Annotated in this window: 27 protein-coding genes; 17 read left to right on the top strand and 10 right to left on the bottom strand. The window is 70.8% G+C overall.

Translation table 11 applies throughout. From position 1 onward, the window contains the following. Window positions 1-160 precede the first annotated feature (160 nt). The gene (locus tag ACZ53N_RS13865; protein ID WP_469141071.1) at window positions 161-1,150 is read left to right on the top strand and encodes a helix-turn-helix transcriptional regulator; all 990 of its coding nucleotides are present in this window, start codon (window positions 161-163) and stop codon (window positions 1,148-1,150) included. A 267-nt stretch (window positions 1,151-1,417) separates the two neighbouring features. Here ACZ53N_RS13865 and ACZ53N_RS13870 read toward each other — a convergent pair whose 3' ends face one another. Beyond that, window positions 1,418-2,353, bottom strand: a complete 936-nt coding sequence (locus ACZ53N_RS13870; protein WP_469141072.1) for an SDR family oxidoreductase — start codon at window positions 2,351-2,353, stop codon at window positions 1,418-1,420. 221 nt (window positions 2,354-2,574) lie between these two features. On the opposite strand from ACZ53N_RS13870, the gene ACZ53N_RS13875 reads away from it, so the two are divergent. Next, window positions 2,575-3,093 carry a DUF4240 domain-containing protein gene (locus ACZ53N_RS13875; RefSeq protein WP_469141103.1) on the top strand — a complete coding sequence of 173 codons (519 nt, stop codon included), beginning with the start codon at window positions 2,575-2,577 and terminating at the stop codon, window positions 3,091-3,093. Between the two features lie 63 nt (window positions 3,094-3,156). Here ACZ53N_RS13875 and ACZ53N_RS13880 read toward each other — a convergent pair whose 3' ends face one another. Beyond that, a complete protein-coding gene (locus ACZ53N_RS13880) occupies window positions 3,157-3,681 on the bottom strand; it encodes a GNAT family N-acetyltransferase (RefSeq protein ID WP_469141073.1) in 525 nt (174 codons plus the stop codon). A gap of 69 nt (window positions 3,682-3,750) precedes the next feature. Here ACZ53N_RS13880 and ACZ53N_RS13885 point away from each other — a divergent pair, with 69 nt between their 5' ends. Further along, window positions 3,751-4,650, top strand: coding sequence for a TIGR01777 family oxidoreductase (locus ACZ53N_RS13885; protein WP_469141074.1), 900 nt, complete (start codon window positions 3,751-3,753; stop codon window positions 4,648-4,650). Window positions 4,651-4,920: 270 nt separating this feature from the next. Next, window positions 4,921-6,240: an NAD(P)/FAD-dependent oxidoreductase gene (locus ACZ53N_RS13890; RefSeq protein WP_469141075.1), complete on the top strand. Its 1,320-nt coding sequence runs from the start codon at window positions 4,921-4,923 to the stop codon at window positions 6,238-6,240. Window positions 6,241-6,401: 161 nt separating this feature from the next. On the opposite strand, the gene ACZ53N_RS13895 is transcribed toward ACZ53N_RS13890, so the two are convergent. Next, window positions 6,402-7,847 (bottom strand): regulator, encoded by a 1,446-nt coding sequence (locus ACZ53N_RS13895; RefSeq protein WP_469141076.1) that lies wholly within the window; start codon window positions 7,845-7,847, stop codon window positions 6,402-6,404. 284 nt (window positions 7,848-8,131) lie between these two features. On the opposite strand from ACZ53N_RS13895, the gene lipB reads away from it, so the two are divergent. The 4 genes from lipB (at window position 8,132) to ACZ53N_RS13915 (ending at window position 11,201) form a co-directional block, all read left to right on the top strand. Next, the gene (lipB, locus tag ACZ53N_RS13900; protein ID WP_455892319.1) at window positions 8,132-8,914 is read left to right on the top strand and encodes a lipoyl(octanoyl) transferase LipB; all 783 of its coding nucleotides are present in this window, start codon (window positions 8,132-8,134) and stop codon (window positions 8,912-8,914) included. 172 nt (window positions 8,915-9,086) lie between these two features. After that, entirely contained in the window at window positions 9,087-10,052 is a 966-nt protein-coding gene (gene lipA, locus ACZ53N_RS13905) for a lipoyl synthase (RefSeq protein ID WP_130877414.1), read from the top strand. A 209-nt stretch (window positions 10,053-10,261) separates the two neighbouring features. Continuing rightward, a complete protein-coding gene (locus ACZ53N_RS13910) occupies window positions 10,262-10,510 on the top strand; it encodes an SCO2195 family GlnR-regulated protein (RefSeq protein WP_469141077.1) in 249 nt (82 codons plus the stop codon). A 10-nt stretch (window positions 10,511-10,520) separates the two neighbouring features. After that, entirely contained in the window at window positions 10,521-11,201 is a 681-nt protein-coding gene (locus tag ACZ53N_RS13915; protein ID WP_469141078.1) for a DUF4191 domain-containing protein, read from the top strand. A 107-nt stretch (window positions 11,202-11,308) separates the two neighbouring features. On the opposite strand, the gene ACZ53N_RS13920 is transcribed toward ACZ53N_RS13915, so the two are convergent. Further along, window positions 11,309-11,776 (bottom strand): RDD family protein, encoded by a 468-nt coding sequence (locus tag ACZ53N_RS13920; protein ID WP_469141079.1) that lies wholly within the window; start codon window positions 11,774-11,776, stop codon window positions 11,309-11,311. A gap of 220 nt (window positions 11,777-11,996) precedes the next feature. Here ACZ53N_RS13920 and glnA point away from each other — a divergent pair, with 220 nt between their 5' ends. Next, entirely contained in the window at window positions 11,997-13,406 is a 1,410-nt protein-coding gene (gene glnA / locus ACZ53N_RS13925; RefSeq protein WP_130877418.1) for a type I glutamate--ammonia ligase, read from the top strand. Between the two features lie 148 nt (window positions 13,407-13,554). Here glnA and ACZ53N_RS13930 read toward each other — a convergent pair whose 3' ends face one another. Then, window positions 13,555-13,701 carry a hypothetical protein gene (locus ACZ53N_RS13930; RefSeq protein WP_469141080.1) on the bottom strand — a complete coding sequence of 49 codons (147 nt, stop codon included), beginning with the start codon at window positions 13,699-13,701 and terminating at the stop codon, window positions 13,555-13,557. 212 nt (window positions 13,702-13,913) lie between these two features. Continuing rightward, window positions 13,914-14,222: a hypothetical protein gene (locus tag ACZ53N_RS13935; protein ID WP_469141081.1), complete on the bottom strand. Its 309-nt coding sequence runs from the start codon at window positions 14,220-14,222 to the stop codon at window positions 13,914-13,916. A gap of 141 nt (window positions 14,223-14,363) precedes the next feature. On the opposite strand from ACZ53N_RS13935, the gene ACZ53N_RS13940 reads away from it, so the two are divergent. Both ACZ53N_RS13940 and ACZ53N_RS13945 read left to right on the top strand, forming a co-directional pair. Then, window positions 14,364-15,920: a phosphoenolpyruvate carboxykinase (ATP) gene (locus ACZ53N_RS13940; protein WP_469141082.1), complete on the top strand. Its 1,557-nt coding sequence runs from the start codon at window positions 14,364-14,366 to the stop codon at window positions 15,918-15,920. Window positions 15,921-16,259: 339 nt separating this feature from the next. Then, window positions 16,260-16,526, top strand: a complete 267-nt coding sequence (locus ACZ53N_RS13945) for a hypothetical protein (protein WP_469141083.1) — start codon at window positions 16,260-16,262, stop codon at window positions 16,524-16,526. Between the two features lie 159 nt (window positions 16,527-16,685). Here the strand turns inward: ACZ53N_RS13945 and ACZ53N_RS13950 are convergent, their stop codons facing one another. Then, the gene (locus ACZ53N_RS13950; RefSeq protein WP_469141084.1) at window positions 16,686-17,003 is read right to left on the bottom strand and encodes an excalibur calcium-binding domain-containing protein; all 318 of its coding nucleotides are present in this window, start codon (window positions 17,001-17,003) and stop codon (window positions 16,686-16,688) included. Next, the gene (locus tag ACZ53N_RS13955; RefSeq protein ID WP_469141085.1) at window positions 16,975-17,448 is read right to left on the bottom strand and encodes a hypothetical protein; all 474 of its coding nucleotides are present in this window, start codon (window positions 17,446-17,448) and stop codon (window positions 16,975-16,977) included. The genes ACZ53N_RS13950 and ACZ53N_RS13955 overlap by 29 nt, the downstream gene beginning before the upstream one ends. A gap of 173 nt (window positions 17,449-17,621) precedes the next feature. Here ACZ53N_RS13955 and ACZ53N_RS13960 point away from each other — a divergent pair, with 173 nt between their 5' ends. Next, complete coding sequence (locus tag ACZ53N_RS13960) at window positions 17,622-18,281, top strand: hypothetical protein (protein ID WP_469141086.1); 660 nt, start codon at window positions 17,622-17,624, stop codon at window positions 18,279-18,281. Between the two features lie 69 nt (window positions 18,282-18,350). Here the strand turns inward: ACZ53N_RS13960 and ACZ53N_RS13965 are convergent, their stop codons facing one another. Further along, complete coding sequence (locus ACZ53N_RS13965) at window positions 18,351-18,629, bottom strand: hypothetical protein (RefSeq protein WP_469141087.1); 279 nt, start codon at window positions 18,627-18,629, stop codon at window positions 18,351-18,353. A gap of 120 nt (window positions 18,630-18,749) precedes the next feature. On the opposite strand from ACZ53N_RS13965, the gene ACZ53N_RS13970 reads away from it, so the two are divergent. Next, on the top strand, window positions 18,750-19,118 hold the full coding sequence (locus tag ACZ53N_RS13970; RefSeq protein WP_469141088.1) for an ArsC/Spx/MgsR family protein: 369 nt from the start codon (window positions 18,750-18,752) through the stop codon (window positions 19,116-19,118). Between the two features lie 24 nt (window positions 19,119-19,142). On the opposite strand, the gene ACZ53N_RS13975 is transcribed toward ACZ53N_RS13970, so the two are convergent. Then, window positions 19,143-19,655, bottom strand: coding sequence for a GNAT family N-acetyltransferase (locus ACZ53N_RS13975; protein ID WP_469141089.1), 513 nt, complete (start codon window positions 19,653-19,655; stop codon window positions 19,143-19,145). A gap of 212 nt (window positions 19,656-19,867) precedes the next feature. On the opposite strand from ACZ53N_RS13975, the gene ACZ53N_RS13980 reads away from it, so the two are divergent. The 4 genes from ACZ53N_RS13980 to ACZ53N_RS13995 all read left to right on the top strand — a co-directional run bounded on the left by ACZ53N_RS13980 (window position 19,868) and on the right by ACZ53N_RS13995 (window position 23,974). Further along, window positions 19,868-20,641 (top strand): polysaccharide deacetylase family protein, encoded by a 774-nt coding sequence (locus tag ACZ53N_RS13980; protein WP_469141090.1) that lies wholly within the window; start codon window positions 19,868-19,870, stop codon window positions 20,639-20,641. Window positions 20,642-20,849: 208 nt separating this feature from the next. Further along, window positions 20,850-21,845 (top strand): sphingomyelin phosphodiesterase, encoded by a 996-nt coding sequence (gene sph / locus ACZ53N_RS13985; RefSeq protein ID WP_469141091.1) that lies wholly within the window; start codon window positions 20,850-20,852, stop codon window positions 21,843-21,845. 142 nt (window positions 21,846-21,987) lie between these two features. Further along, the gene (locus tag ACZ53N_RS13990) at window positions 21,988-23,007 is read left to right on the top strand and encodes a DUF6891 domain-containing protein (RefSeq protein ID WP_469141092.1); all 1,020 of its coding nucleotides are present in this window, start codon (window positions 21,988-21,990) and stop codon (window positions 23,005-23,007) included. 379 nt (window positions 23,008-23,386) lie between these two features. Next, window positions 23,387-23,974 carry a winged helix-turn-helix domain-containing protein gene (locus ACZ53N_RS13995; protein ID WP_469141093.1) on the top strand — a complete coding sequence of 196 codons (588 nt, stop codon included), beginning with the start codon at window positions 23,387-23,389 and terminating at the stop codon, window positions 23,972-23,974. Window positions 23,975-24,190 lie beyond the last annotated feature (216 nt).

Consider the following 24,190-nt stretch of genomic DNA (forward strand, 5'->3'; position numbering starts at 1 on the left):
GGACGTATCACCCCACCCCTGAACTGAGCTGCGCCATGCCGCCCTGTCCTGTGACACGGCGCAGCTCAAGGGTGAGGACAGGAACCCGTACGTCATCCGTTGCCCTGGCCGGCGCACGGGTCCTGTCCTCACTGTCAGTGGGGCCCGCCATGATGTCCTCATGCGAGCGGCCCGGCTGATCAAGATGGTGTTGCTGCTCCAGTCCCGGCCCTCGATGACGGGTGCCGAGCTGGCGCGGCAGTTGGAGGTCTCCGAGCGCACGGTCGCGCGGGACGTGTCTGCCCTGTCGGAAGCCGGTGTCCCGGTCTACGCCGACCGCGGCCGTACCGGTGGCTACCGCCTCATCGGCGGCTATCGCACGCGGCTCACCGGCCTGGGGCGTACCGAGGCCGAAGCGCTGTTCCTGTCCGGGGTGCCGTCCGCGCTGCGCGAGATGGGCCTGGCGGACGCCGCCTCGGCCGCCCGCCTCAAGGTCTCGGCGGCCCTGCTGCCCGAGCTGAGCGACGCCCCCACGAGCGCGGCCCAGCGTTTCCACCTCGACGCCCCCGGCTGGTGGCAGCCCGCCGAACCCCCCGAGCTGCTGCCCGCGATCGCGGACGCCGTGTGGGACGACCGGTGGATCACGGCCCGCTACCTCCGGTCGGACACCGAGGTCGAGCGGGAGCTGGAGCCTTACGGGCTCGTCCTGAAGGCGGGCGTCTGGTACCTGGCGGCCCGGGCGGACGGCGACCACCGGGTCTACCGGGTGGACCGCTTCACGGCGGTCGCCGCCGGCGAGAAGCGCTTCCCGCGCGCGGACGACTTCGACCTGCCCGCCTTCTGGGACGAGCGGGCGGCGCAGTTCGCCCGGTCGCTGCTGCGCGAGCGGGTGGAGCTGCGTCTCACCCCCGACGGCGCCCGACGGCTGCCGTATCTGACGGACCGTACGGCCGCGCGGGAGGCCCTCACCGAGGCGGCCGGCCCGGACGGGCAGGGGCGGGTCACCGTCACCCTGGCCGTCGAGAGCCTCGACGTCGCGTACGAGCAGTTGCTCGCCCTCGGCCCGGAGGCGGAGGTGCTGGGCCCGCCGGAGCTGCGCGCCCGCTTCGCGGAGGCGGCGGCCCGCGGCGCGGCGCTGTATGCCGCCCCCACCAGCCCGTCCGGCGTTTGAGGACACCGCCGCGCAGCGGTGGTGCTGGCACACGGCCCACGGCACCCCGGCCGCAGGCCGTCCGTGCCGCCTGCGGCGGCGAGCGCCCTGCGGGCGCGTCCTCAAACGCCGGACGGGCTGATCGGGCTGAGCTCAGACGCCAAGCCCGTCCGGCGCTTGAGGACACAGCACAGCAGCCCGCTGGGGGCACCTCCCAGCGGTAGCTGGGGGAACTTGAGGACACCGCCGCGCAGCGGAGGTGCGCCAACACGATCCGCCGGACAGGCCTCAGCGGTACTCCTCCGCGCTCGCCTCCTTGCCACCGAAGACGACGTCCTTGAAGTACGCGAAACAGTCCGGACGGGAGCCGTCCGCGTCGTCGAAGTCATAGGCCTTGGCCAGCTCGCCGCTGGAGACGGAGGCGCCGTTCCAGCGCGCCCTGTCCGGGTCCGCGGCGAGCGCGGCGACGGCCCGGCCGATGAACACCGGGGACTCCGCGATGGCGAAGTGCGGGCTCTTCTCGACCGCGTCCCGCCAGGTGGCCTCGGTGACCCCGAAGTGGTCGAGCATCTCCTCCGAGCGCAGGAAGCCCGGAGTGATCGAGACGGCGGTGCCGCCGTGTTCCTTCAGCTCCTGCGCGAGGCCGTACGCCATCCGGATCGGGGCGTTCTTGGCGAGGTCGAAGAAGAGGTTGCCGCGGTAGGTCTTGTTGAACTCGGCCGTCCCGTCGGTGACCTCGATCACCAGTCCCCCGGGCCGGCGGATCAGCAGCGGCAGCGCGTAGTGGCTGGTGATGGCGTGCGTCTCGACCGAGAGCCGCAGCATCCGCAGCCCCTTGTCCAGGTCCACGTCCCACACCTTGGTGTCGAACTCGACCAGGTGATCGCCGCCCCAGACGTCGTTGACCAGCACATCGAGCCGCCCCTGCTCCTCGTCGATCCGCTCGACGAGCGCCTTCACCGCCTCGCGCTCCAGATGGTCGGTGGGTACCGCGATGCCGGTGCCACCCGCCGCCGTCACCAGCTCGGCGGTGTCCTCGATGGTCTCCGGTCGGCCCACCTCGCTGCGCCGCGCCCGCGTGCTGCGGCCCGTCACATAGACGGTGGCGCCCGCCCTGCCCAGCTCCACGGCCATCGCCCTGCCCGCTCCCCGCGTCGCGCCCGCGACGAGCGCGACCTTGCCCGCCGGCTCTCCGGCCTGCGCACTCTGCGACTGCACGTCCATTGGTCCTCTCGTTCCACCGTTCTCCGTCAGAAACGATCTTTCCAGCGATACCCGACACCTTCCGTCGTGATTTCCCGGCATTTCCTTCCGTCCCCTCTCCCCCGTGTCCCCCCTGCCACCCGTGGCACAGCCGACCTCGCACGAGCCGGACGTAACGACACGGCCGCATCCGCTCCGCTCCGCGTGCGCCGCCCGGTGCCAGGCCCGATGCTGGTGGCGTGATGGACGAGACGGAGTTCTGGGAGCTGGTCGACAGCACGCGCGAGGCCGCCGGCGGTGACGCCGAGGATCAGGCCGACCTGCTGGTCGAGCGGCTGGTGCAGCTCGACCCCGACCGCGTGGTGGACTTCGCCCGGCACTTCGAGGCGCGCTACAACCGCGCGTACCTCTGGGATCTGTGGGGCGCGGCCGCCGTGCTGCTGAACGGCGCGAGCGATGACGCGTTCGACTATTTCCGCTGCTGGCTCATCGGCCAGGGCCGCGAGGTCTTCGAGGGCGCGGTGCACGATCCGGACAATCTCGCGGACCTCCTCGACGAGTTCGACGACGAGGTGGACGGCGACGCGGAGGACCTGGGTTACGCGGCGGACGAGGCGTACGAGCAGCTGACGGGGGCACAGACCCCGGACCTCGGGCTGTCGAGCCCCCCGGCCGAGCCGATGGGTTCGCCGTTCGACCTGGAGGACGAGGCGGTCCTGGAGGAACGGTTCCCCAGGCTGTGGGACCGGTTCAGGGCCTGAGGCTCCCTGGCCGCCCGGGCCGAGGCCCCGTGTGAGCCCGTCCGGCCCCGCCCGGGCGGGCCGTCACAGCGCGCGGCCCATCAGGACGTCGTCCACATACGCCCCCTCCAGCAGGAACTCGCCCGGCAGCACGCCCTCCACGGCGAAGCCCTCCGAGGCGTAGAGCGCGCGGGCGGGCGCGTTGTGCCCGAGCACCCGCAGCGTGACGCGGCGCGCCCCCTGCCGCCGCGCCTCCGCGTACGCCGCCCGCAGCATCGCGCGCGCGATCCCTCGCCCCCGGTAGCGGTCGTCCACGACCAGCCCCTGGATCTGACGGACGTGGGCGTTGCAGACCAGCCGGGTCGCCGGGGCGAGCCGGATATAACCGACGAGCCGGGGGACGCCGGCGGCGCCCTCGCCGGACGCAGCTCCCGATTCCGATTCCGCCACGATGATGTGCTCGGGCGGATGCCGGGCGTCGAAGAACGGCTCGTACGGCGGCCGGGGTCGTGGCTGGACCGCGTGCAGCGGCGACCAGGCGCGCCGGTCCAGCTCGGCGAGCGCCTCGTCATCGGCGTGGGTGGCGGGGCGGATGACCGGCTCGGGCATGCGATCACTGTGCCACGCACCCGGCCGGGTACCCACCCCCTGTCCACGATCCCGTGCAGGATGGGCGTCATGCGGATCGCGATCACCGGCTCGACCGGGCTCATCGGCACGGCACTCGTACGCTCCCTGGAGGCGGACGGCCACCAGGTGGTGCGGCTCGTACGACGGCCGCCACAGCGGGAGGGCGAGGTCACCTGGGACCCGAAGGGCGGCCGGGTCGACACCGGCGGCCTCGCAGGGTGCGAGGCCGTGGTGCACCTGGCGGGCGCGGGCATCGGCGACCACCGCTGGACCGCTGCCTACAAGCGGGAGCTCCACGACAGCCGGGTGCTGGGCACCGCCACGATCGCCGAGGCCGTCGCCGCCCTCCCCACCCCGCCGCGCGTGCTGATCAGCGGCAGCGCGGTCGGCGTCTACGGGGACACCGGGGACCGGGCCGTCGACGAGGCCACGGCCCCCGGCCACGGCTTCCTCGCGGACCTCTGCCAGGAGTGGGAGGCGGCGGCCGACCCGGCCGTGGAGGCGGGCGTCCGGACCGTGTTCGCCCGTACCGGGCTGGTCGTGGCCCAGGGCGGCGGTGCGTGGGGCCGGCTCTTCCCGCTCTTCAAGCTGGGCCTCGGGGGGCGGCTCGGCAGCGGCCGCCAGTACTGGAGCTTCATCGCCCTGCGGGACCACATCGCCGCGCTGCGCCACCTTCTGGACACCCCGGAGCTGTCGGGGCCCGTCAACCTCACCGCGCCGAACCCCGTCACCAACCGCGAGGTGACGGCGGCCATGGGCCGCGTCCTGCGCCGCCCGACCCCGTTCCCCGTGCCCGCCGCCGCGCTCAAGCTGGCGCTGGGCGAGTTGTCCACGGATGTCCTGGGCAGTCAGCGGGTGCTGCCCCGGCGGCTGTTGGAGTCCGGCTTCGACTTCGCCTTCCCGGACATCGAGGGGGCGCTACGGACGGCGCTGACGGCTCCACGCTGACGTTCGGACCGCTCCGCACGGCCGGTACCTGGCAGAACACCGGCGCGGGCCACCGGTGTGAGCCGGGCGCGCTTCGGGTCCTTGGTGGGGCCTCAGCCAGGGGTCCGGACAGCGGACTGCGCACCGTGCGACCGCTGTGCGACCGTGCCCTGTTTGTGCGCGACTGTTATTGACCGAATTTCTCTCTACGGTCGAGGCAAACTCGCGCTTCCCCGCCGCCCGTTGAGGGCATCAGGCCCCCGAGTGAGCGGACCGATCCCGGGAGGGCACGTGCTCAGCAGCGCACGCGACACCGCACAGCACGCTGACGTCGTCATCGTGGGAGCCGGCCTCGCCGGTCTCTCCGCGGCTCATCAGCTCACCAGCGCCGGGGTGACCGTCACCGTCCTGGAGGCCGCTCCTTACGTGGGCGGCCGGATGACGACCGACACGGTCGACGGCTTCCGGCTCGACCGCACGGGCCAGTTGCTCAATACCTCCTTCCCCGAACTGCTGGCCCCCGGGCTCGGCGCGCTCGCCCTGCGCCCCTTCACCCCCGGTGTGCTCGTCCACTGCGGCGGCCGTATCCAGCGCACCGGTGAACCCCGCGGTGCCCGGCGCGCGTTCACCACCGCGCGGGCCTTCGCCACGGCCGCCCGGGCACCGCGCGGCGGCGGCCTCGACCAGGCCCGGCTCGGCGCGGCGCTGGCCCGCCTCGCCACCTTGTCCACCAACCGGATGCTCGCCCGGCCCGACCGGCCCACCGCCGACACCCTCACCACCCGCGGCCTGCCGGCCCGTACGGTCGAGGGCTTTCTGCGCCCCTTGCTGACCTCCCTGCTGTGCGACCCGGACCTGACCACCTCCAGCCGCTGCGCCGACCTCGTCCTGCGCGGCTACGCGCGAGGCCGGCTGTGTCTGCCGGCGGGCGGTGCGGACAGCGTCCCGGCGCTGCTGGCGGCGGCGCTGCCGCCCGGCACGGTCCGGACGGGCATCCACGCCAAGGCCGCCTGCACCACCTCCGTCGGCACGGCCGAGCACGGTGAGATCGGCTGCCGCTCGGTGATCGTGGCCACCGGGGCCCGCGCCGCCGCCGAGCTGATCCCGGGCCTGCGGCTGCCGGGCTTCCACCCCGTGACGGTGCTGCACCACACGGCCGACGCACCGCCGCTGCGCGACGCGTCGCTCATCCTCACCACCGGCCGGGGCCCGGTCGCGCACACCATGGTCGCCAGCGAGGTGGACCCCTCACGGGCCCCCGCCGGCCGGCCGCTGATCACCTCGACGGTGCTCGGCGCGGCCGCCGGGCTGCCGATCGCCGAGCTGGACCGGACGGCCCGCGCCCAGCTGGCCCGCGTCTACGGCACGTCCACCACGGGCTGGCGGCTCCTCGCCGCCCACCACGACCCCGACGCGGTCCCGGCGATGCCCGCGCCCCACGACGTACGCCGCCCGGTGCGGATCCTGGACGGCCTGTACGTCTGCGGCGACCACCGCGACACCAGCACCGTCCAGGGCGCGCTGCACTCCGGCCGTCGCGCCGCGCACGCGGTGCTGCGCGACTTCGGCATCCGGTCGGACTTCGACGCCGCGACCTTGCAGGTGGCGTAGCCCCCGCCCGTCATACCCCCTGCGGCGGCGGGCGCCCTGCGGGCGCGTCCTCAATCGCCGGACGGGCTGTTTTGGCTGAGCTCAGCCAAAATCAAGCCCGTCCGGCGCTTGAGGACACCGCCGCGCAGCGGAGGTGAACCCACCACGGCCTGCGGGGAGACTCAGAGTGCCGCGACCTTCTCCCGATACGCCCGAGCCGGAGCGGCATCGCGATACGGCTCCAGGCGCCGCTCGAAGTCGCGGATGTACTCCAGCGCACGGACCGAGCGCATCTCGGCGCCCTGCTGCGCCGCCTCCACACCGAGCGCGCACGCCTGCTCCAGCTCGCCGAGGCCCAGCCGGGCCGAGGCCAGCACCACCTTGCAGAAGAGCCTGCTGCGGGCGTAGGAGGCGCTGCGCAGTTGGAGCGAGCGCTCCGCGTGCTGCGCCGCCGCGCGGTACTGCTGGAGATCGCGGTGGCAGTGGGCGAATTCGTCCGCCAGCTGTGCCTCGTCGAAGAAGCGCGCCCAGTACGGCACGTCGTCGCCCGGCCGGGACGTCTCCAGTGCCCGCTCGGCCCGCGCGAGCGACGCCGAGCACGCCCGCACCTCGCCGAGCACGCCGTGCCCGCGCGCCTCCACGGCGTGCAGCAGCGACTGGACGACGGGCGGTGCGCCGGAGCCCACGCCCTGCTGCGCCACCCGCGCGAGCTGCACCGCCTCGCGCCCATGCCCCAGGTACACGGCCTGCCGGCTCATGGTGACCAGCACATAGCTGCCGTAGGCCCGGTCGCCCGCCGCCTGGGCCAGCCGCAGTGCCTGGACGAAGTAGCGCTGCGCCAGCCCGTGGGCGGCGATGTCGTACGACGTCCAGCCCGCGAGCCGGGTGAGGTCCGCGGCCGCCGCGAACAGCCGCCGGCCGATGGCCTCCCCGTAGGTGCCGCGGAGCATCGGCTCGGCCTCGTGCTCGAGATACCGGACCAGGGCCTGCCGGGCGTGGCCGCCGCCGTAGGCGTGGTCGAGGGTGCGGAACAGCTCGCCCACCGACCGCAGGGCCGCGATGTCGCCCATCGAGACCCGGCCTCCCGGCCCCCGCTCGGCGCTCCGCTGGCGAGGCGGGACGCCCCGTGCCTGGAGGGGCACCCGGGCGGTGTCCGCCGCGGGCGGCGAGCCGCCGCGTGCCACGCGCTCGTCCGCCCGCCCGATCAGCCAGTCACGGCTGGGCACCACCAGCCCGGCGGGGGTGAACGCGATCTTCCGGAGCTCGGTATGGCTCCCGGAGTCCTTGCGCCAGAGCCCGCTGACGATGTCAATGGCCTCTTCGGGTGACGCGGCGAATTCGAGACCGGCGTACACCGGCGCACACGCGTCGAGCCCGAGATCCTGCGCGGAGAGCCGTCGCCCGAGCCGTCGCGTGAAGACCTCGGCGATCAGCGCCGGGGTCGTGCCGCGCGGTTGCTGCCCGCGCAGCCACCGGGTGACGGACGTCTTGTCGTATCGCAGGTCAAGGCCGTGCTCCAGCCCTAACTGATCGACACGACGAGCGAGCCCCGCGTTGGAGAAGCCGGCCTCCGCGATGAGCGCGGCGAGCTGACGGTTGGGGATGCGCTGTGGGGGTCGTTCCGTCATCAGCCTGCCGGTCTCCCTGATCGCCCTCTGGAACGGCGTGAATTTAGCGTCGTCCGCCGCCCCGATCGCCACCTTCGCCCCGCATTCATCCGATCGTGTGAGGACAGATCAAATACGCCCGCAGGGCCGTCCGGGTCGATCTTGACGGTGCCCGGACCGCTCCCGGAGTCGGCCGCCCGCAGGCTTGTCGGACCCCGGCCGTACAGTTGCAGGGGCGCGGGAAACGGCGCGGGAACACCGAGACAGACCACGCAAGGTTCGAAATGGTTCGAAGAGGAGCTGCCGTGAGTGAGCTGCGCTTTGTCCACCTGGGCTTCGGAACGGACGCCGTCGAGTACCAGGAGGCCTGGCAGGAGCAGCGACGGGTGCACGCGGCCCGCTTCGCGGACGAGCTCCCGGACACCTGCCTGCTGCTGGAGCACCCGGCGGTCTACACCGCGGGACGGCGCACGGAGGACAGCGAGCGCCCCCTGGATGGCACTCCTGTGATCGATGTCGATCGTGGCGGAAAAATCACTTGGCACGGCCCGGGTCAGCTCGTCGGCTACCCGATCCTGAAGCTGCCGCGCCCGGTGGACGTCATCGCGCACGTACGGCGGCTGGAAGAGGCGCTGATCCGCGCCTGTGCCGACTTCGGTCTGGAGACCACCCGGATCGAGGGCCGCAGCGGGGTGTGGGTGCTGGGCGACCCGGTGGCCGACCGCCCGGCTCTCGGCGGCCTCAGCCTGGACTTCGACCCGCGGCTGACGGACGAGGAGTTCGACCCCCGGTTGAACGGGCCGGAGTACGCCCCGTCCAACGCCGGCCAGCGCCGGGAGGACCGCAAGCTCGCCGCGATCGGCATCCGCATCGCCAAGGGTGTGACGATGCACGGCTTCTCGCTGAACTGTGACCCCGACAACACCTGGTTCGACCGGATCGTGCCCTGCGGCATCCGCGACGCGGGCGTGACCTCGCTCTCCAACGAGCTGGGCCGGCGGGTGCCGGTCGCCGAGGTCCTGCCGGTGGTGGAGAAGCACCTCCGGGAGGTCCTGGAGTCGGCGGAACCCCTGCCGCGGGCGGTGTGACGACGGGGGTCGGGCCCCCTCGACGACCGCCCGGAGCGGCGGTCGGAGAACCCGCTGGGATCGGTCCGGGGAATGGCCCCCGGTCTCCCCAGGTTGGTCAGCACGTAAAGACGCACAATTAACGGGCGTACCCTGGTGTCCGCCGAAGAATCGAAGTCGTAGGGAGCCGGACGTGTCCGCTGTCGCACCCGACGGACGCAAGATGCTGCGCCTGGAGGTCCGGAACAGCCAGACCCCCATCGAGCGCAAGCCCGAGTGGATCAAGACCCGGGCGAAGATGGGCCCCGAGTACACCAAGATGCAGAACCTCGTGAAGAGCGAGGGCCTGCACACCGTGTGCCAGGAGGCCGGCTGTCCGAACATCTACGAATGCTGGGAGGACCGCGAGGCCACCTTCCTCATCGGCGGTGACCAGTGCACCCGGCGCTGTGACTTCTGCCAGATCGACACGGGCAAACCGCAGGCACTGGACCTCGACGAGCCGCGCCGCGTGGGCGAGTCCGTCGTCACCATGGACCTGAACTACGCCACCATCACCGGCGTCGCCCGCGACGACCTTGAGGACGGCGGCGCCTGGCTGTACGCGGAGACCGTGCGGCAGATCCACGCGATGACGGCGGAGCGCGAGGGCGGCCACACCAAGGTCGAGCTGCTGATCCCCGACTTCAACGCGGTGCCCGAGCAGCTGGCCGAGGTCTTCTCCGCGCGCCCCGAGGTGCTCGCCCACAACGTCGAGACGGTGCCCCGGATCTTCAAGCGCATCCGCCCCGGCTTCCGCTACGAGCGTTCGCTGGAGGTCATCACCAAGGCCCGTGAGGCGGGCCTGGTGACCAAGTCCAACCTGATCCTGGGCATGGGCGAGACCCGTGAGGAGGTCAGCGAGGCGCTGCGCGATCTGCACGAGGCGGGCTGCGAGCTGATCACCATCACCCAGTACCTGCGCCCCTCCCCCCGGCACCACCCCGTCGAGCGCTGGGTGAAGCCTCAGGAGTTCGTGGAGCTGAAGGACGAGGCCGACGCGATCGGCTACTCCGGTGTGATGTCCGGGCCGCTGGTCCGCTCCTCCTACCGCGCCGGCCGGCTCTTCCAGCAGGCCATCGAGCGGCGCGAGACCGTGGCGTCGACCCAGGCCGTCTGACCGCCTCGCCCCTCCCCCGGCATGCCGTACAACGCGGCCCGCATCCCCCGCAAGAGCGCGGGGCGGTGCGGGCCGCGTCAACGTTTCATAGGTGTTTGACCAACAGGTCATCCATTGGTAACACCGTTGCGTAACGATAGAAGCACGCACAGCAGTACCCAGCCCCCCGCGCCTCATTCCTCACTTCCGCTCCCGAGGGGACCTCGCCAATGCAGGCCGCGACCGTACGCGCCGCTTCCGTACCGCCTTCCGCACTTCCCGCCACGCTCTCCGTACGGCCTCCGTCCGTCACCGGCGCCCTGCGCGCCCTGGAGGGGCTGCTGCTGCGCGGGGGCCAGCGCACCGCCCGCCGGAACGCCTGGACCGCGGTGCTCGAGGACCGCCGCCGGGCCAAGGACCGACGCGAGGCTCAGCACGTACTGGAGGCCGTGGCCGCCCCGGGTCCGCAGGCCACGTAAACTTCGCTATATGGCGAGGAAGGAAACATCCGAGAACCCCGGGCGACTGAAGCAGATCGCCCTGACCTACAAGATGACCAAGAAGGTCGACTCGAAGGTCGGTCTTGTCGTCGCGGCTGTGGGAATTGTCACCTTCGGTGTACTCCTCGCCATCGGCTTCTTGATCGACCACCCGATCTACCTCGGCATCCTGGGCTTCCTGCTGGCCTTCCTCGCGATGGCGATCGTCTTCGGGCGACGGGCCGAGCGTGCTGCCTTCGGGCAGATGGAAGGCCAGCCGGGAGCGGCGGCGGCAGTGCTGGAGAACATCGGCCGTGGTTGGTCGACGACTCCGGCGGTGGCGATGAACCGCAGCCAGGACGTCGTCCACCGGGCCGTCGGCAAGGCGGGCATCGTGCTCGTCGGCGAAGGCAACCCGAACCGCGTCAAGAGCCTGCTGGCGGCCGAGAAGAAGCGCATGGCGCGCATCGTCGCGGACACGCCGGTGCACGACGTGGTCGTGGGCGACGGCGAGGGCCAGGTGCCGCTCAAGAAGCTGCGCACCACGCTGCTCAAGCTGCCGCGGGTACTGCCGGGCGCACAGGTGACGGTCGTCAACGACCGCCTCCGGGCGCTGGGCGACCTGATGAGCAACATGCCCATCCCGAAGGGTCCGATGCCCAAGGGCATGCGGATGCCGAAGGGCCGCTGAGGGTCTTACCGCACGTTTTCACGCGCAAAGGGCGGGGCGGAACCGAAGGGTTCCGCCCCGCCCTTTGCGCTGTCTTCTGCGCTGTTCTTCTGTCCTTCTGTCCGGGATCAGATCCGCACCTGGACGGCACGGGCGAGCCGGTCGTGCAGGCCGCGCGTGTCACGGTCCCAGATGACCGCCGGGATTACGATGGCAAGGAGGGCGCTGCGCAGCAGCACCCGGGGCAGGCTGAGCCGCCCGCCGTCCTCCGCGACGACCCGCAGGCCCAGCAGGCGCTTGCCGGGAGTGCAGCCGACCGTCCCGACGGTGAGGAGGCTGAGCAGGAAGAAGATGAGCAGGGCCCAGTTGCCCGCCCGCTGGGGCTCGCCGTCCGCGAGGAACGCGTAAGCGATGAGCATGCACAGCGCCCAGTCGATGAAGATGGCCCCGAAACGCCGCCCGAGCGGGGCGACGGACCCGGGCCCCTTCTCCGGCAGCCCGAGGCCTTCGCCCCGGTAGCCGAATTCGACGCCCATTTCCTCCGCGGCGGCGCGGGGACCCGAGAGCCACGAGCCGATTGCTTGCCTGTTGTCCACCCGTCCACGGTACTGCGACCGCATACGTTCCTTTCGGCCCGGGTCGGCCCTCCGCCTGTCTCCACAGTGAGAGGGCTTCACTCCGGTTAACCTCGGCGAAACAAATGGGTCATGCTTGGGAAATCCCGTCTCTCTAGGGTCGGCCCCAGCGCGTCACCCGCACATGGACTGCGCCACCGAAGCAACCCCGACCGCTCTCGGCCGGGCTAGGAGGAGTTGGATGTTCCAGAACGGCGACGACGCCAAGAAGTTCATCGCGGACGAGGACGTCAAGTTCGTCGACGTCCGCTTCTGCGACCTGCCCGGCGTGATGCAGCACTTCACGATCCCGGCGAAGGCGTTCGACCCGGCCGAGGAGCTGGCGTTCGACGGCTCGTCGATCCGCGGTTTCCAGGCCATCCACGAGTCCGACATGGCGCTTCGCGCGGACCTGTCGACCGCCCGCCTCGACCCCTTCCGCAAGGACAAGACGCTCAACATCAACTTCTTCATCCACGACCCGATCACCGGCGAGCAGTACAGCCGTGACCCGCGGAACGTGGCGAAGAAGGCCGAGGCGTACCTCGCCTCCACGGGCATCGCCGACACCGCGTACTTCGGCCCCGAGGCCGAGTTCTACGTGTTCGACAACGTGCGCTTCGAGACCAGCGCGAACCAGTCCTTCTACCACATCGACTCCGAGGCCGGCGCCTGGAACACCGGTGCGGTGGAGAACAACCGCGGCTACAAGGTCCGCTACAAGGGCGGCTACTTCCCGGCCCCGCCGGTCGACCACTTCGCCGACCTGCGCGCCGAGATCTCCCTCGAGCTGGACGCGGCCGGCCTGCAGGTCGAGCGCCAGCACCACGAGGTCGGCACGGCCGGCCAGGCGGAGATCAACTACAAGTTCAACACGCTGCTCGCCGCGGCCGACGACCTGATGCTCTTCAAGTACATCGTGAAGAACGTCGCCTGGCGCAACGGCAAGACCGCGACCTTCATGCCGAAGCCGATCTTCGGCGACAACGGCTCGGGCATGCACGTCCACCAGTCGCTGTGGACCGGCGGCGAGCCGCTCTTCTACGACGAGCAGGGCTACGCGGGCCTCTCGGACACCGCCCGCTACTACATCGGCGGCATCCTCAAGCACGCCCCGTCGCTGCTGGCCTTCACCAACCCGACGGTGAACTCCTACCACCGCCTGGTCCCCGGCTTCGAGGCCCCGGTCAACATGGTCTACTCCCAGCGCAACCGCTCGGCCGCCATGCGCATCCCGATCACGGGCTCGAACCCGAAGGCCAAGCGCGTCGAGTTCCGCGCCCCGGACCCGTCCTCGAACCCGTACCTCGCCTTCTCGGCCCTCCTCCTCGCGGGCCTCGACGGCGTCAAGAACAAGATCGAGCCGGCCGAGCCGATCGACAAGGACCTCTACGAGCTCGCCCCCGACGAGCACGCGAGCGTCCCCCAGGTCCCGACCTCCCTCCCGGCGGTCCTCGAGGCCCTCGAGGCGGACAACGAGTACCTCCAGGCGGGCGGCGTCTTCACGTCCGACCTGATCGAGACCTGGATCGACTACAAGCGCACGAACGAAATCGCGCCGATGCAGCTGCGTCCGCACCCGCACGAGTTCGAGCTGTACTTCGACATCTAAGAGGCGAGGTCGGGCGACCTGGGCACCGCGTGTGCACCGCCCGGCCGCTGCTCTGACTTGATCTCGAACAACCACGAGGGCTGCTACCCCACAGTCGGGGCAGCAGCCCTCGTCGGCTTACCCAGGCTCCTTTGTGCGGCGGCAGCCTTTACGCCTCTGTCTGGAGTGTTCCCCAGATCATGCCGGGCACGAACGCCTTGCCCTCGCGTGCGTCCTGATACCAGCGGACTACGTCATCCTGGACTGTTTCGGTACCGGTGGACAGACGCTCCTGCCACGGAACAGAACTGGTCATCGCATCCCCTCCTCAGTGATGCCGCCCACGGCGGCTTTTTGCCCTCGGTCAGGCACCGTCGCACCCCCAAGCCCGGCCGGTCCGGCGGTACTCCTCCACGGGATCAGCTCGTTCCCGGGCAGCATGCGAGCGGTGTGAAGCAGGCCGTCGAGACGGATTCACCTGAACTCCCCTTGATCATTCTTGCGTTCTGGTTGTGCCCTGAATCGCCGCTACGGGAGGAGCCGGGACGCCTTTTGCTGGAGTTGTGCCGCGTCGGGCATGTCCTGGAATCGGTTGAGCCGGGTGCGCATGTCTTGAGCCGCGGTGTGGACTTTTACCGAGCGGATGCCGTCCGCGCAGTCGACGAACTCGGTCCAAGTAGCGAGGGCGCCGTCGAGGTCACCTTGGCGTAGGCGTACGCCGCCGAGGTCGGCCAGGACGATCGCTCGGGTGCGACGGCGGTCGAGGCCGTGGATGTCGAGGGCAAGGCGGAGGTGTTCTTCGGCGGCGTCGAGGTCGCCCAGGCGGGTGAGGATCATGCCGGATTCGTGAGCCCACCGGCCGGGCGAGTAGTGGGCGGCCCATGATTCGCCAGCCGTGGCGGCGGAGCGGCCGATAGCTTCCTCTCACGCTGTCCATGCCGGACAGCACGGTGCCCTCCACGCCAGGGGGCCAGTGACATGACGTCGAACGCCCCGCTGGCTGCTGGGGACGTCTTCGCTTATGCGGATCGGCAGATCAATCAGGCCGCGACCAGGCTGTGGCCGGGCGCCGAAGTGCGGTTCGGCCAGCACACGCCGAGCGTGACGGCCTACGTCCGGCGCCTGACGCTGGACGGCCAACCCCTGTACGCGAAGGTCACCCGCTGCGGCCCCGCCGGAGCGGTGATCGCTGCCCTCCGTGCCGGCCTGGGCCTGAACGACACGGTGGTGGAGCTGTCCGTCAACCACGAGGGCCGGTGGATGGGAATTCCGTTGCGCTTCACCGCCGGAACCCCCACCGTGTGCCTCCCCCGGCTGGACGCCGCCGAGGCCCGTCAGCTGATAGCCGCCGACGCCAAGCTCCGTGATGCCTACGAGCCCCTGGCCCGCCTGTACATCCCCGCGCAACCCCGGCAGAAGGAGAAGACCGCAGTGCCCCAGACCGCTGTCCGTATCGCCACGGCCGCCCAGGCCGCAACCGTAACCAGCAACAGCCCGGTGGTCACAGACTGGGCTCTTCGCTACTTCGGCCCCTGGTGGAATGCCACCAGCACCGCCCCTGACGCCAACGCAGCGGTGATCGCCGACGTGAACCCTGCCCCAGTCACCGAGATCGCCCAGCGCGTGGCTGACCACGCGCACGAGGAAACCGTCTACGCGAACTCGACCATGTTCTTCGGCCGGGACGACGACGGCACCGTGCTCGCCTCCCAGCCCGACGACAAGCTCGTCTACCGGGCCGAGCCCGGCGGGCCCCTGCGCATCTACGGGTGCGAAGAGGTTCCCGTCGCCCTGGCCGCCGCACGGCTCGCCCGCGAGGTCGTCCGCGGGCAGCTCCTGGCGGACGGCTGGTCGATCCTGCACGCCTCCGCCGTCGTCCGTGACGGGCAGACCGTGCTGACCCTGGGCGACAAGGGCGCCGGGAAGACCACCACGGCCCTCCTCCTGGCCCGTGCCGGCTGGCAACTGCTGGCCAACGACCGCGTCTTCATCCGCCGCGAGGACGACCGGCTAAGGGTCCTGCCCTGGCCCTCGGCCGCCGCCATCGGCCTCGGCCTCCTCGACGCCCTCGGCTGGTACGACCAGGTCCGCGAACGCGTCCAGCGCGGCGAACAGCTCCACCCCACCCAGCACCAGAAGGTCACCGACGCCCTCCACTCCGGCAGCCGCACACCCCTGTGGCAGGAGTCCGGCAAGGAGCTCAAACCCCAGTTCTTCCCCGACCAGCTCCACTCCTGGCTCGGCCTGACCCTGGCCACCGAAGGACACGCCGCCGGCGTCCTCTTCCCCAGGATCACTCCCGGCGCCAAGCCCGTCCTCCTCGATGCGGGCCGAAGTGTAGGGGTCGGCGACTTCTTCACCGCCGGTACCGAAGACCGCTACCCCGACGTCTTCGGCCTCCTGCCCGCCGACCTCCCCGACACTCAGCCCCTGCTCGAACTCCTTGGCGGACTTCCCCACAACGTCCTGGCCCTGGGGCACGACGTGAAGGCGAACACCGACTTCCTCGCGCAGGTCACAGGCCCGACCGCATGAACGAACGATGGCGGGGATGCCCCACAGTATTTCCGCCATCGTCGTAATCCGAGAGATCGACTGCCCCACCGCGATGAAGGCCACGAATTTGTCTCTCGCGGTCGGGAAGACCGCGCGCGATACATCACCGGCCTTGCTGCGCGCGACCACCATCTTCAGCTTCTGCCATCGGTGCTGGCGGCGCCTGCACCCCATCAGGTACCGGTCACCCACGACTCAGAGGAGAGCGCGAACAGGCCATGTGAGTGGCCGGTTCGCGGGGAGAGCGGTCCAGTGGCGGCCATGCACCGTCCGCCCCGATACCCGGCGCGATTCCTACTGCTCCGATAGTTTCGCTGCGTGACTGAGACTCCCTACGGCATCGGCCAGGGGCCGGCGATCAAGGTGAGCCTCTCGCTTCCGGAGGGCACCGCTGAAGCCATCAGGCAACGGGTAGGCAGGCACGAGTTCTCCGCGTTCGTCGCGGCGGCGGTCGAGCGGGAGCTGCGAGGTCGGATCCTGGACGAGTACTTGGCTGACTACGAGCGCCGCGAGGGGCCGGTTTCGTCCAGGGAGCAGGAACGCGCGCGGCAGATCTTGGACGAGGTGTTCACCGCGGGAGGGTGAGCGACCCGCCCACCACCGCCGCGCGGCGGAGCCCTCAAAGCACCGGACGGGCCGGGATGGGCTGAGGCCGGCCACATCGGGCTCGTCCGGCGGCTGAGGGCGCGTCCCTAAGGCGCGCCTCGTCGTAGGCGCGGCGTCATCCGCGCGACGGCCGCCCCGTCATCGGTCGCAGGCGACGCCGTCGCCGTCGCGGTCCAGGCCTGCGCGGTAGCCCGGCCGGCCTCGGTGGATCGGGGCCGCTCCGGCGGCGCGGGCTGCCGCGCAGCTGCTGTAGTAGGCGGCTCCGCCCCCGGACGAGTCACCTGACGAACCTCCGGAGGAGCCGCCGGAGGAGCCCCCGCTGTCGTCGGCCGCCGTGGGCGCAGCCTCCGGTTCCTCCGGGTAGTCGCTGCCGCAGGCATGGCCGTCGCCGTCCACGTCGAGTGCCGGCCGGTAGCCCCTGTGCTCGTCACGCGTCAGGCCCGAGTCGCGCGGCACGCCGCCCTTCCACGCCGCCGCATGACGTCCAGCGGCTGTCCTCGGGGCGAACCAGCGGCTTCGGCTTCGGGCTCTCCGTCGGCGTCGGCTTGGGGGTCGGAGAAGGGGAAAGGAAAGGCGAAGGGGACGGCGAAGGGGACGACTTCCGGGAAGCCGGAGGTGTCGGGCTCGCGCTGGGGTTCGTCACCGCCGTCACCCGCTTCGGGGCCGCGTCCGCCTTCTTGCCTTCGGCCGGTGGATCGGACGCGAGCACCAGCGCGAACCACAGGAGCGACAGGACCGTCGCGATGGTCTTCTTGCGGCGCGGCCAGCGGCTCAGCCACACCCATAAGACCCCGACAGGCGGCAGGAAGACGAGAAGGCTGATGATCAGCACGGGGTGCTGCCACTTCGGCCTGGGCCGGGGAGGTGGCACGGCGTACGGATGCGGGTAGGGCTGTTGCACGGTTGGTTCTCCCCCTGCGGCACGGTCCCTGCGAATCGGGACCCGCACGCTACTCCCGCGACATGGCCGCCCGAGGGTATTGAAGGGTCATTCACCCGGAACGGAACCTGTGACCCAGGGGCACCTTCGCCATTGCCGCCCGTACTGTTTCCCGGTCACGCATGATGGGCATTATGCGGACCCCCTCAGCCCTCACCTTCCTCGCCGCGGCGGCGCTTCTCACGCTGACCGCCTGCGAGAGCGCCGATTCCGATGCCAAGCCGGAGCGGACCGTCGGCCGGGCATCCGAGTCCGCGCAGGGCAAGGACGGCGGCGGCAAGGACGGCCGTGGCAAGAACGGCGGCGGCACGGCCGAGCTCCCGGACCTCGTGGGCAAGGGGCTCCAGTCCGCGCAGGACCAGGCACAGGCCGCGGGCTTTCGCCGCCTCGCCTCGCATGACGCGCTCGGCCGTGGGCGCATGCAGGCCTTCGACCGGAACTGGAAGGTCTGCTCGCAGACCCCGGCCCCCGGGACCCGGCCGACGGACACCAAGGTGGACTTCGCCGCGGTGAAGCTCACCGAGGACTGCCCGGCGAAGGACGACCCGGGTGAGCGCGGACCCGCCAAGGCCGGGGGCACGATGCCGGCGTTCACGGGGAAGTCCGTCAAGGTCGCCCGGCAGGCACTCGACAGCTCGACGAGCCTCACGGTGAAGGACGCCTCCGGCAGCGGCCGTATGGTCCTGGTCGAGTCCAACTGGCAGGTGTGCGGGCAGGAGCCGAAGGCGGGCGCGAAGCTGGACGGGCAGCCCGTGCGGCTCGACGCGGTGAAGTTCGGCGAGGGTTGCCCTTGAGCGACACCCGGCTCGGCCCCTGCCCCTCCGGCGGGCAAGGGCCGAGCAACGCGCAGCGGACCGCAGCGGTCAGCGGTTTTCCTCGCGCGGGATGAGCGAACGCACCATGCGGCAGGTCGTGTTGGAGGGCGTGTGCACTCCGATCTTGGTCGCGACCCTGCGGATCCTGCGGTTGTCCGCCTGCTCGGGGCGGTACACGCCGGAGTGGAGCAGGGCGATGGCGAGGCGCATCGCCTTCAGCCGGCGGTTGTGCGTCTCGTACCACGCGCGGGAGTGCCCGGCGGGCAGGCGCTTCTTGGGCAGGGTGGGGACACTGGGCAGGTTCGGAAGAGGTGTGGCTATGGGCATCGGCTTCCTCCTGACAGGGGCGAGTGCGCCCTCTCTCAACACCCCCTATTTTACTGCCGGGCACTGACAATCGCCCCAGCTCAGACGGTATTTCACGGTCCTCGCGGTACGGTGTTCGGCATGGAGATCTGGATCAATCCCGCCTGTTCGAAGTGCCGCAGCGCGATCGAGCTGCTCGATGCCGAGGGGGCCGGTTACACCGTCCGCCGGTACCTCGACGACGTGCCCGACGAGGACGAGATCCGCGCCGTCCTCGACCGGCTCGGGCTGGAGCCGTGGGACATCACGCGGACACAGGAGGCCGAGGCGAAGGAGCTCGGGCTCAAGGACTGGCCGCGCGAGGCCGACGAGCGAGCGCGGTGGGTCTCCGCGCTCGCGCGGCATCCGAAGCTGATCCAGCGGCCGATCATCACCGCGGACGACGGCTCGGCGGTGGTGGCGCGCACCGAGGAGGCCGTACGGGAGGCGTTGAACCGGACGGCCCGTTGAAGCCGCGCGTCGAGGCAGAAAGGGTCACAGGGCCCTTCTGTAGCGCACCTCGGTGAGTTCCACCTCGCCGTACAGCTCGCTCTGCGTCGCCCCGTCCGCCGCGTAGCCCGCCGTTGCGTAGAAGCGGCGGGCGCGCGGGTTGTCGGCGAGGACCCACAGCAGCATGCTGTCGAACCCGCGGGCCGACGCCTGCCGGTGCACCTCCTGGAGCAGGAGCCGTCCCACTCCCGTGCCGATCACGTCCGGGCGGACGTAGAGGGCGTACAACTCCCCCGGCCGCTCCTTGCCCTCACCCCGGTACCGCCCCAGGCTCGCCCAACCCGCCGGTCCGGCGCGGTCGTCCACGGCCACGAGGTCCAGCGCCTGTCCGCGCGAGCGCGTGAACCACGTCCTGCGCCGCCGGGCGTCGTCCTCGACCGTCATCGCGTCCAGATACGGCTGCGGGACCACGCCCGCGTACGCCGTCTGCCATCCCGTCACCCGGATCCCGGAGACGGCTTCTATATCCGCCTCCGTCATCTCTCGCACACGCACCATCAGGACACCGTAGCCCTTCCGAAACGGGTTTTTGCGCGATTGATGATGCCCCGGTACCCATTCCGTGACGGAATGATGACTACCCCCTTTTCCCCTCCTTTCCCGTGTTTGCCTCGATGAGGCAAGAGGCGTACGAGATGCACGGATTGGGCAGCCACATGACGGAAAAGGAAAACAACAAAATCCGGGGGGTACGAATGAAGCGTGCCGGCATGATCGCGTCCGCGTCGGTGATAGCGGCCGCGCTGACGAGCGTGGTCGCCCTCTCCGTCCATACCTCCGCCGGTGCGGCTGAGAGCCGTCGCCTGTCCGGTCCCGCGCCGCTGCGGACCCCCGAGCCCGGTCAGACCTCCACGCCCGACCCGTCGCTGCCCGCGCCGAAGGTGAACATGGACCTCGTCCGGGAGGCCGAGGACAGCGGCAAGGTCGTCGCCGTCACCATCGACGACGGACCGGACCCGAAGTGGACCCCGAAGGCACTGGAGCTGCTCGCGAAGTACGGCGTGAAGGCCACCTTCTGCGTCACCGGGCCGAACGCCAAGGCCCATCCGGATCTGATCAAGAAGATCGTCGCGGCGGGGCACCGGCTCTGCGACCACTCCGTCAGCCACGACGTCGCCATGGACAAGAAGTCCGTCGAGTACCAGTCGAAGGAGATTCTCGACGCGAAGAGGATGATCGACGAGGCCTCCGGGAACGAGAGGGTCTGGTACTACCGTGCCCCCGGCGGCGCGTTCACCCCCGCGAGCCGGCAGATCGCCGCGGCGTACGGCATGCGCAGTCTGGGCTGGAGCGTCGACCCCAGCGACTACAAACGGCCCGGCACCCAGGCCATCGTCCGGTCCGTGAAGGAGCAGCTGCCCAACGGGCCCACCGTGCTTCTCCACGACGGGGGCGGGGACCGTTCGCAGTCCATGGAAGCGCTGGAGCAGTTGCTGCCCTGGTTCAAGCAGGAGGGGTACGGGTTCAGCTTTCCCAGGGCATAGCGGCGGGGCGGGGGCGGACGTGGGGAAATGGTGAGCGATGTGACGTCGAGGGGAATTCGACGGCTCCCATAGGGGAATTGATCACCTGAGGGTCACCTGGAAGTAAGTGCGGCTGATGGGATGTCGACGGCTCGACATCCCCTCCGTATCGCCTCATCCCCTCCGCATCCCACCCCCGTCCAGGGCCCCCACCCCACAGGGAGACGCAGTGCCGTTCACGAAGTCCGCCGCCCTCACCTCCGCTCTCGCCACCGCTCTCGCCTCGGCCGCGCTCGTCGTGTCCCTGCCGCAGACGGCTCGGGCCGCCGCTCCGGCGGAGGCGGCCGTGCCGGGGTTGAAGGTGCTCACCTACAACACCTTCCTGTTCGACAAGGGCCTTTACCCGAACTGGGGTCAGGACCACCGGGCCAAGGCGATACCCGCCGCCGGCTTCTTCCAGGGCAACGACGTCGTGGTGCTCCAGGAGGCGTTCGACAACGGTGCCTCGGACACGCTCAAGGCGGGCGCGGCGGGGCAGTACCCGTACCAGACGCCGGTCGTCGGGCGGAGCAAGGACGGCTGGGACGCCACCGGCGGTGACTACTCCACCACCACGCCGGAGGACGGCGGTGTCACCGTGCTCAGCAAGTGGCCGATCGTCCGCAAGGAGCAGGTCATCTTCCATGACGCCTGCGGCGCGGACTGGTGGTCCAACAAGGGCTTCGCGTACGTGGTGTTGAACGTCAACGGCACCAAGGTCCATCTGGTGGGCACGCACACGCAGTCGACGGACGGCGGCTGCAAGGCGGGCGAGGCGGCCGCAGACCGTGCGAAGCAGTTCCGGCAGATCGACGCGTTCCTGGACGCCAAGAAGATCCCGTCCGGTGAACAGGTCATGGTCGCGGGCGACTTGAACGTGGACTCGCACAGCGCGGAGTACCGGTCGATGCTGGCCGACGGCGACTTCGCACCCGCGACCGCGCGTACGGGCCACCCGTACTCCTTCGACACGAAGGAGAACTCGATCGCCGCCTACCGCTACCCGACGGACGGGCGCGAGGACCTCGACCACGTCCTCCACCGCAACGGTCACGCGCGTCCCGCGGCGTGGGGGAACGACGTGGTCAAGGAGTCGTCCGCGCCGTGGACGGTTTCCAGCTGGGGCAAGGAGTACACGTACACGAACCTCAGCGACCACTACCCCGTCGTGGGCAGCGCCGGCTGACCCGTCCGCCCGCGCTCTCCCCTCCCTCCCCCGGCCCTCGGCGACGGGCCGGGGCCTCGTGGCGGGGACTGTCAGTGGGGGATGTCAGGATGCTCCTACGTGGGTTGCTGATCATGAGCGGCCCTCAAAGCGAGGGGGACCCATGCTGCCCATCACCGTGAACACCGAGCCCGGCGAAGTCCTTTCGGGGATCACCGCCGAGGAGCTGGCCACCGTGATCGGCCGGCTGGGCGGGAAGGACGACCGGTTCGCGGTGGTCGAGCGGACGTCCGGCGACGCCGATTACTACATCCAGACCTGGCACGAGCGTGGTGGCGCCTACGAGGTGGAGTACCGCGACGGCTCGCAGGAGCGGCACTTCGCCGCGCGGATGACCGACGTCGAGGACGTCGTGGCGGTGTTCGTGGGCTGGGCCGAGGGTGCTGACGGGTGGGCCGACGGGCACAACTGGAAGCAGGTGGACTTCTCCTCCGAGGTGGAGGACGAGGAGGGCGCCGCGGACATCGACGCCACGGACGGGTTCGACGACGAGGCCGACGCCCGGGCGGCGGGCGCCCTCGATCCCGAGCTGCGGGAGGAGGCCGAGGACCACGCCGGGGTGCTGGTGCTGGGCGGCTTCGAGCTGCCGGGGGAAATCGCGGAGGCGGTGTCAGACTACTTCTACGAGGACGGCGGCACCCCGGTGTCCGTGGCGGCGGCGCGCGGCATCGTGGGTCCGCTGTGGCGCGAGCGGCTGGCCGAGCAGGCGACGTGGCCCGAGGTGACCGACGTCGACCGGCTGGAGACCGCCTTCGCCGCACTGACGGAGCGGGGCATCACCACCCGGATGAACTTCACCTGCTGTGGCAACTGCGGCCTGACCGAGATCGGCGCCGAGGCGGCCGAGGGGGACCGGGGGTTCGTCTTCTTCCACTACCAGGACACCGAAGGGGCCGTCGAGGGCGGCTCCTTGACCCTGCGCTACGGCGTCCACCACGGTACGGGCGAGGGTGCCGACGGGGAGGACGGCGGTACCGACGGCAAGGACGACACCGCCTCGATCGGCCGTGAGGTCGCGGCCGCGCTCGTCGAAGCGGGGCTCGGCGTGGTCTGGGACGGCGACCCGGGCCAGGCGATAGAGGTCGACCCACTGGACTGGCGCAAGCGGCTGCCGACGTACTGAGCCTGACGTTCCGCTCCGCCGCGCGAGCCCGTCGGGCCGTCGGCCGCGTACCAACGAACCCGTCGGGCCGTCGGCCGCGTACCAAGGTTCCGTATGAAGTGCCGGAGGGCTCTGCTGCCCCGTCGCAGGTCATGCTTCAATAGAGGGCATGGCCAGCTATCAGAACACCGCGACGGGTCGCAGCGACCTCGAGCCCTTCTGGCCTTCCCGTCAGCACCACGACTTCGACCGAGTGTGTTGCCGCGCGGCATTCGCGCAGGCCCCCTCCTCCCGCTGACCCTCACGTCGAAGTCAGCCGCCGGTCACCAGTTCCGGCCAACGGCCCCGCGCACCAGCACGACCCCTCGACGGTCTCCCGCGCGAAAGAGCTGAGCTTTCCATGACGAACCTCCGTACCCTGGCCGCATCCTCCTCCGTCGCCTCGCCGACCGTCGGCTCCTCCGCCGTCGATCCCACCGGCGCCAGTACCGCCGTCGGTGCCGCGCACCGCCATCGACTGCGAGCCGTCGCCCCGGACGAGGTGCCGCCCGTCGCCGAACTGCTGCACTCGGGGGCGACCTGGCTGCCCGCCCCGCCGCACACGGTGCCGAGCCTGCCGGGCCAGCCGCCGATGGTCGGGTATCTGGTGCTCGTACCGGCCGAGCAGCCGGACCCCGCACCCGCCACTCGGGGGGACGCGCTGGTGCGCATCGACCCCGAGCAGCGGACGGCCCACGTCGCGGATCGGCTGCTGGACCTCACCTACCTCGAGTTCGAGCTGCTGGCCCATCTCGTCGCGCACCCGCACCGGGTGCACACCCGCGACCAGCTGGTGACCACCGTCTGGGGGTACGGTCACGTGGGCGACGGCCGGACGGTCGACGTCCACATCGCCCGGCTCCGCCGCAAGATGGGCGCGGAGCACCGGGCGTCGATCGTGACCGTCCGCCGCGTGGGCTACAAGTACGCTCCGCCGCTCGGCTTCTGAGTCTCTGTCGGCTGCTCCCCCCGCCGACTCGCCCGGCGCCCTGTGCGCGACCCATTGCTGTGCCCTGTGACGACGGTTAACGTGCGCCGCGCATGCGTCCGTTGTTGCATTCGCACACTGGGGAGCGCCATGTCCGATCTGTCGAGACGCCTGTTATTGGGTACCGCCGGAGCGATCGGCGTGGGAGCCGCCGTCGGCGCCCTCAGCCCCGCGGCG

Source organism: Streptomyces sp. NPDC033229 (assembly GCF_055576875.1).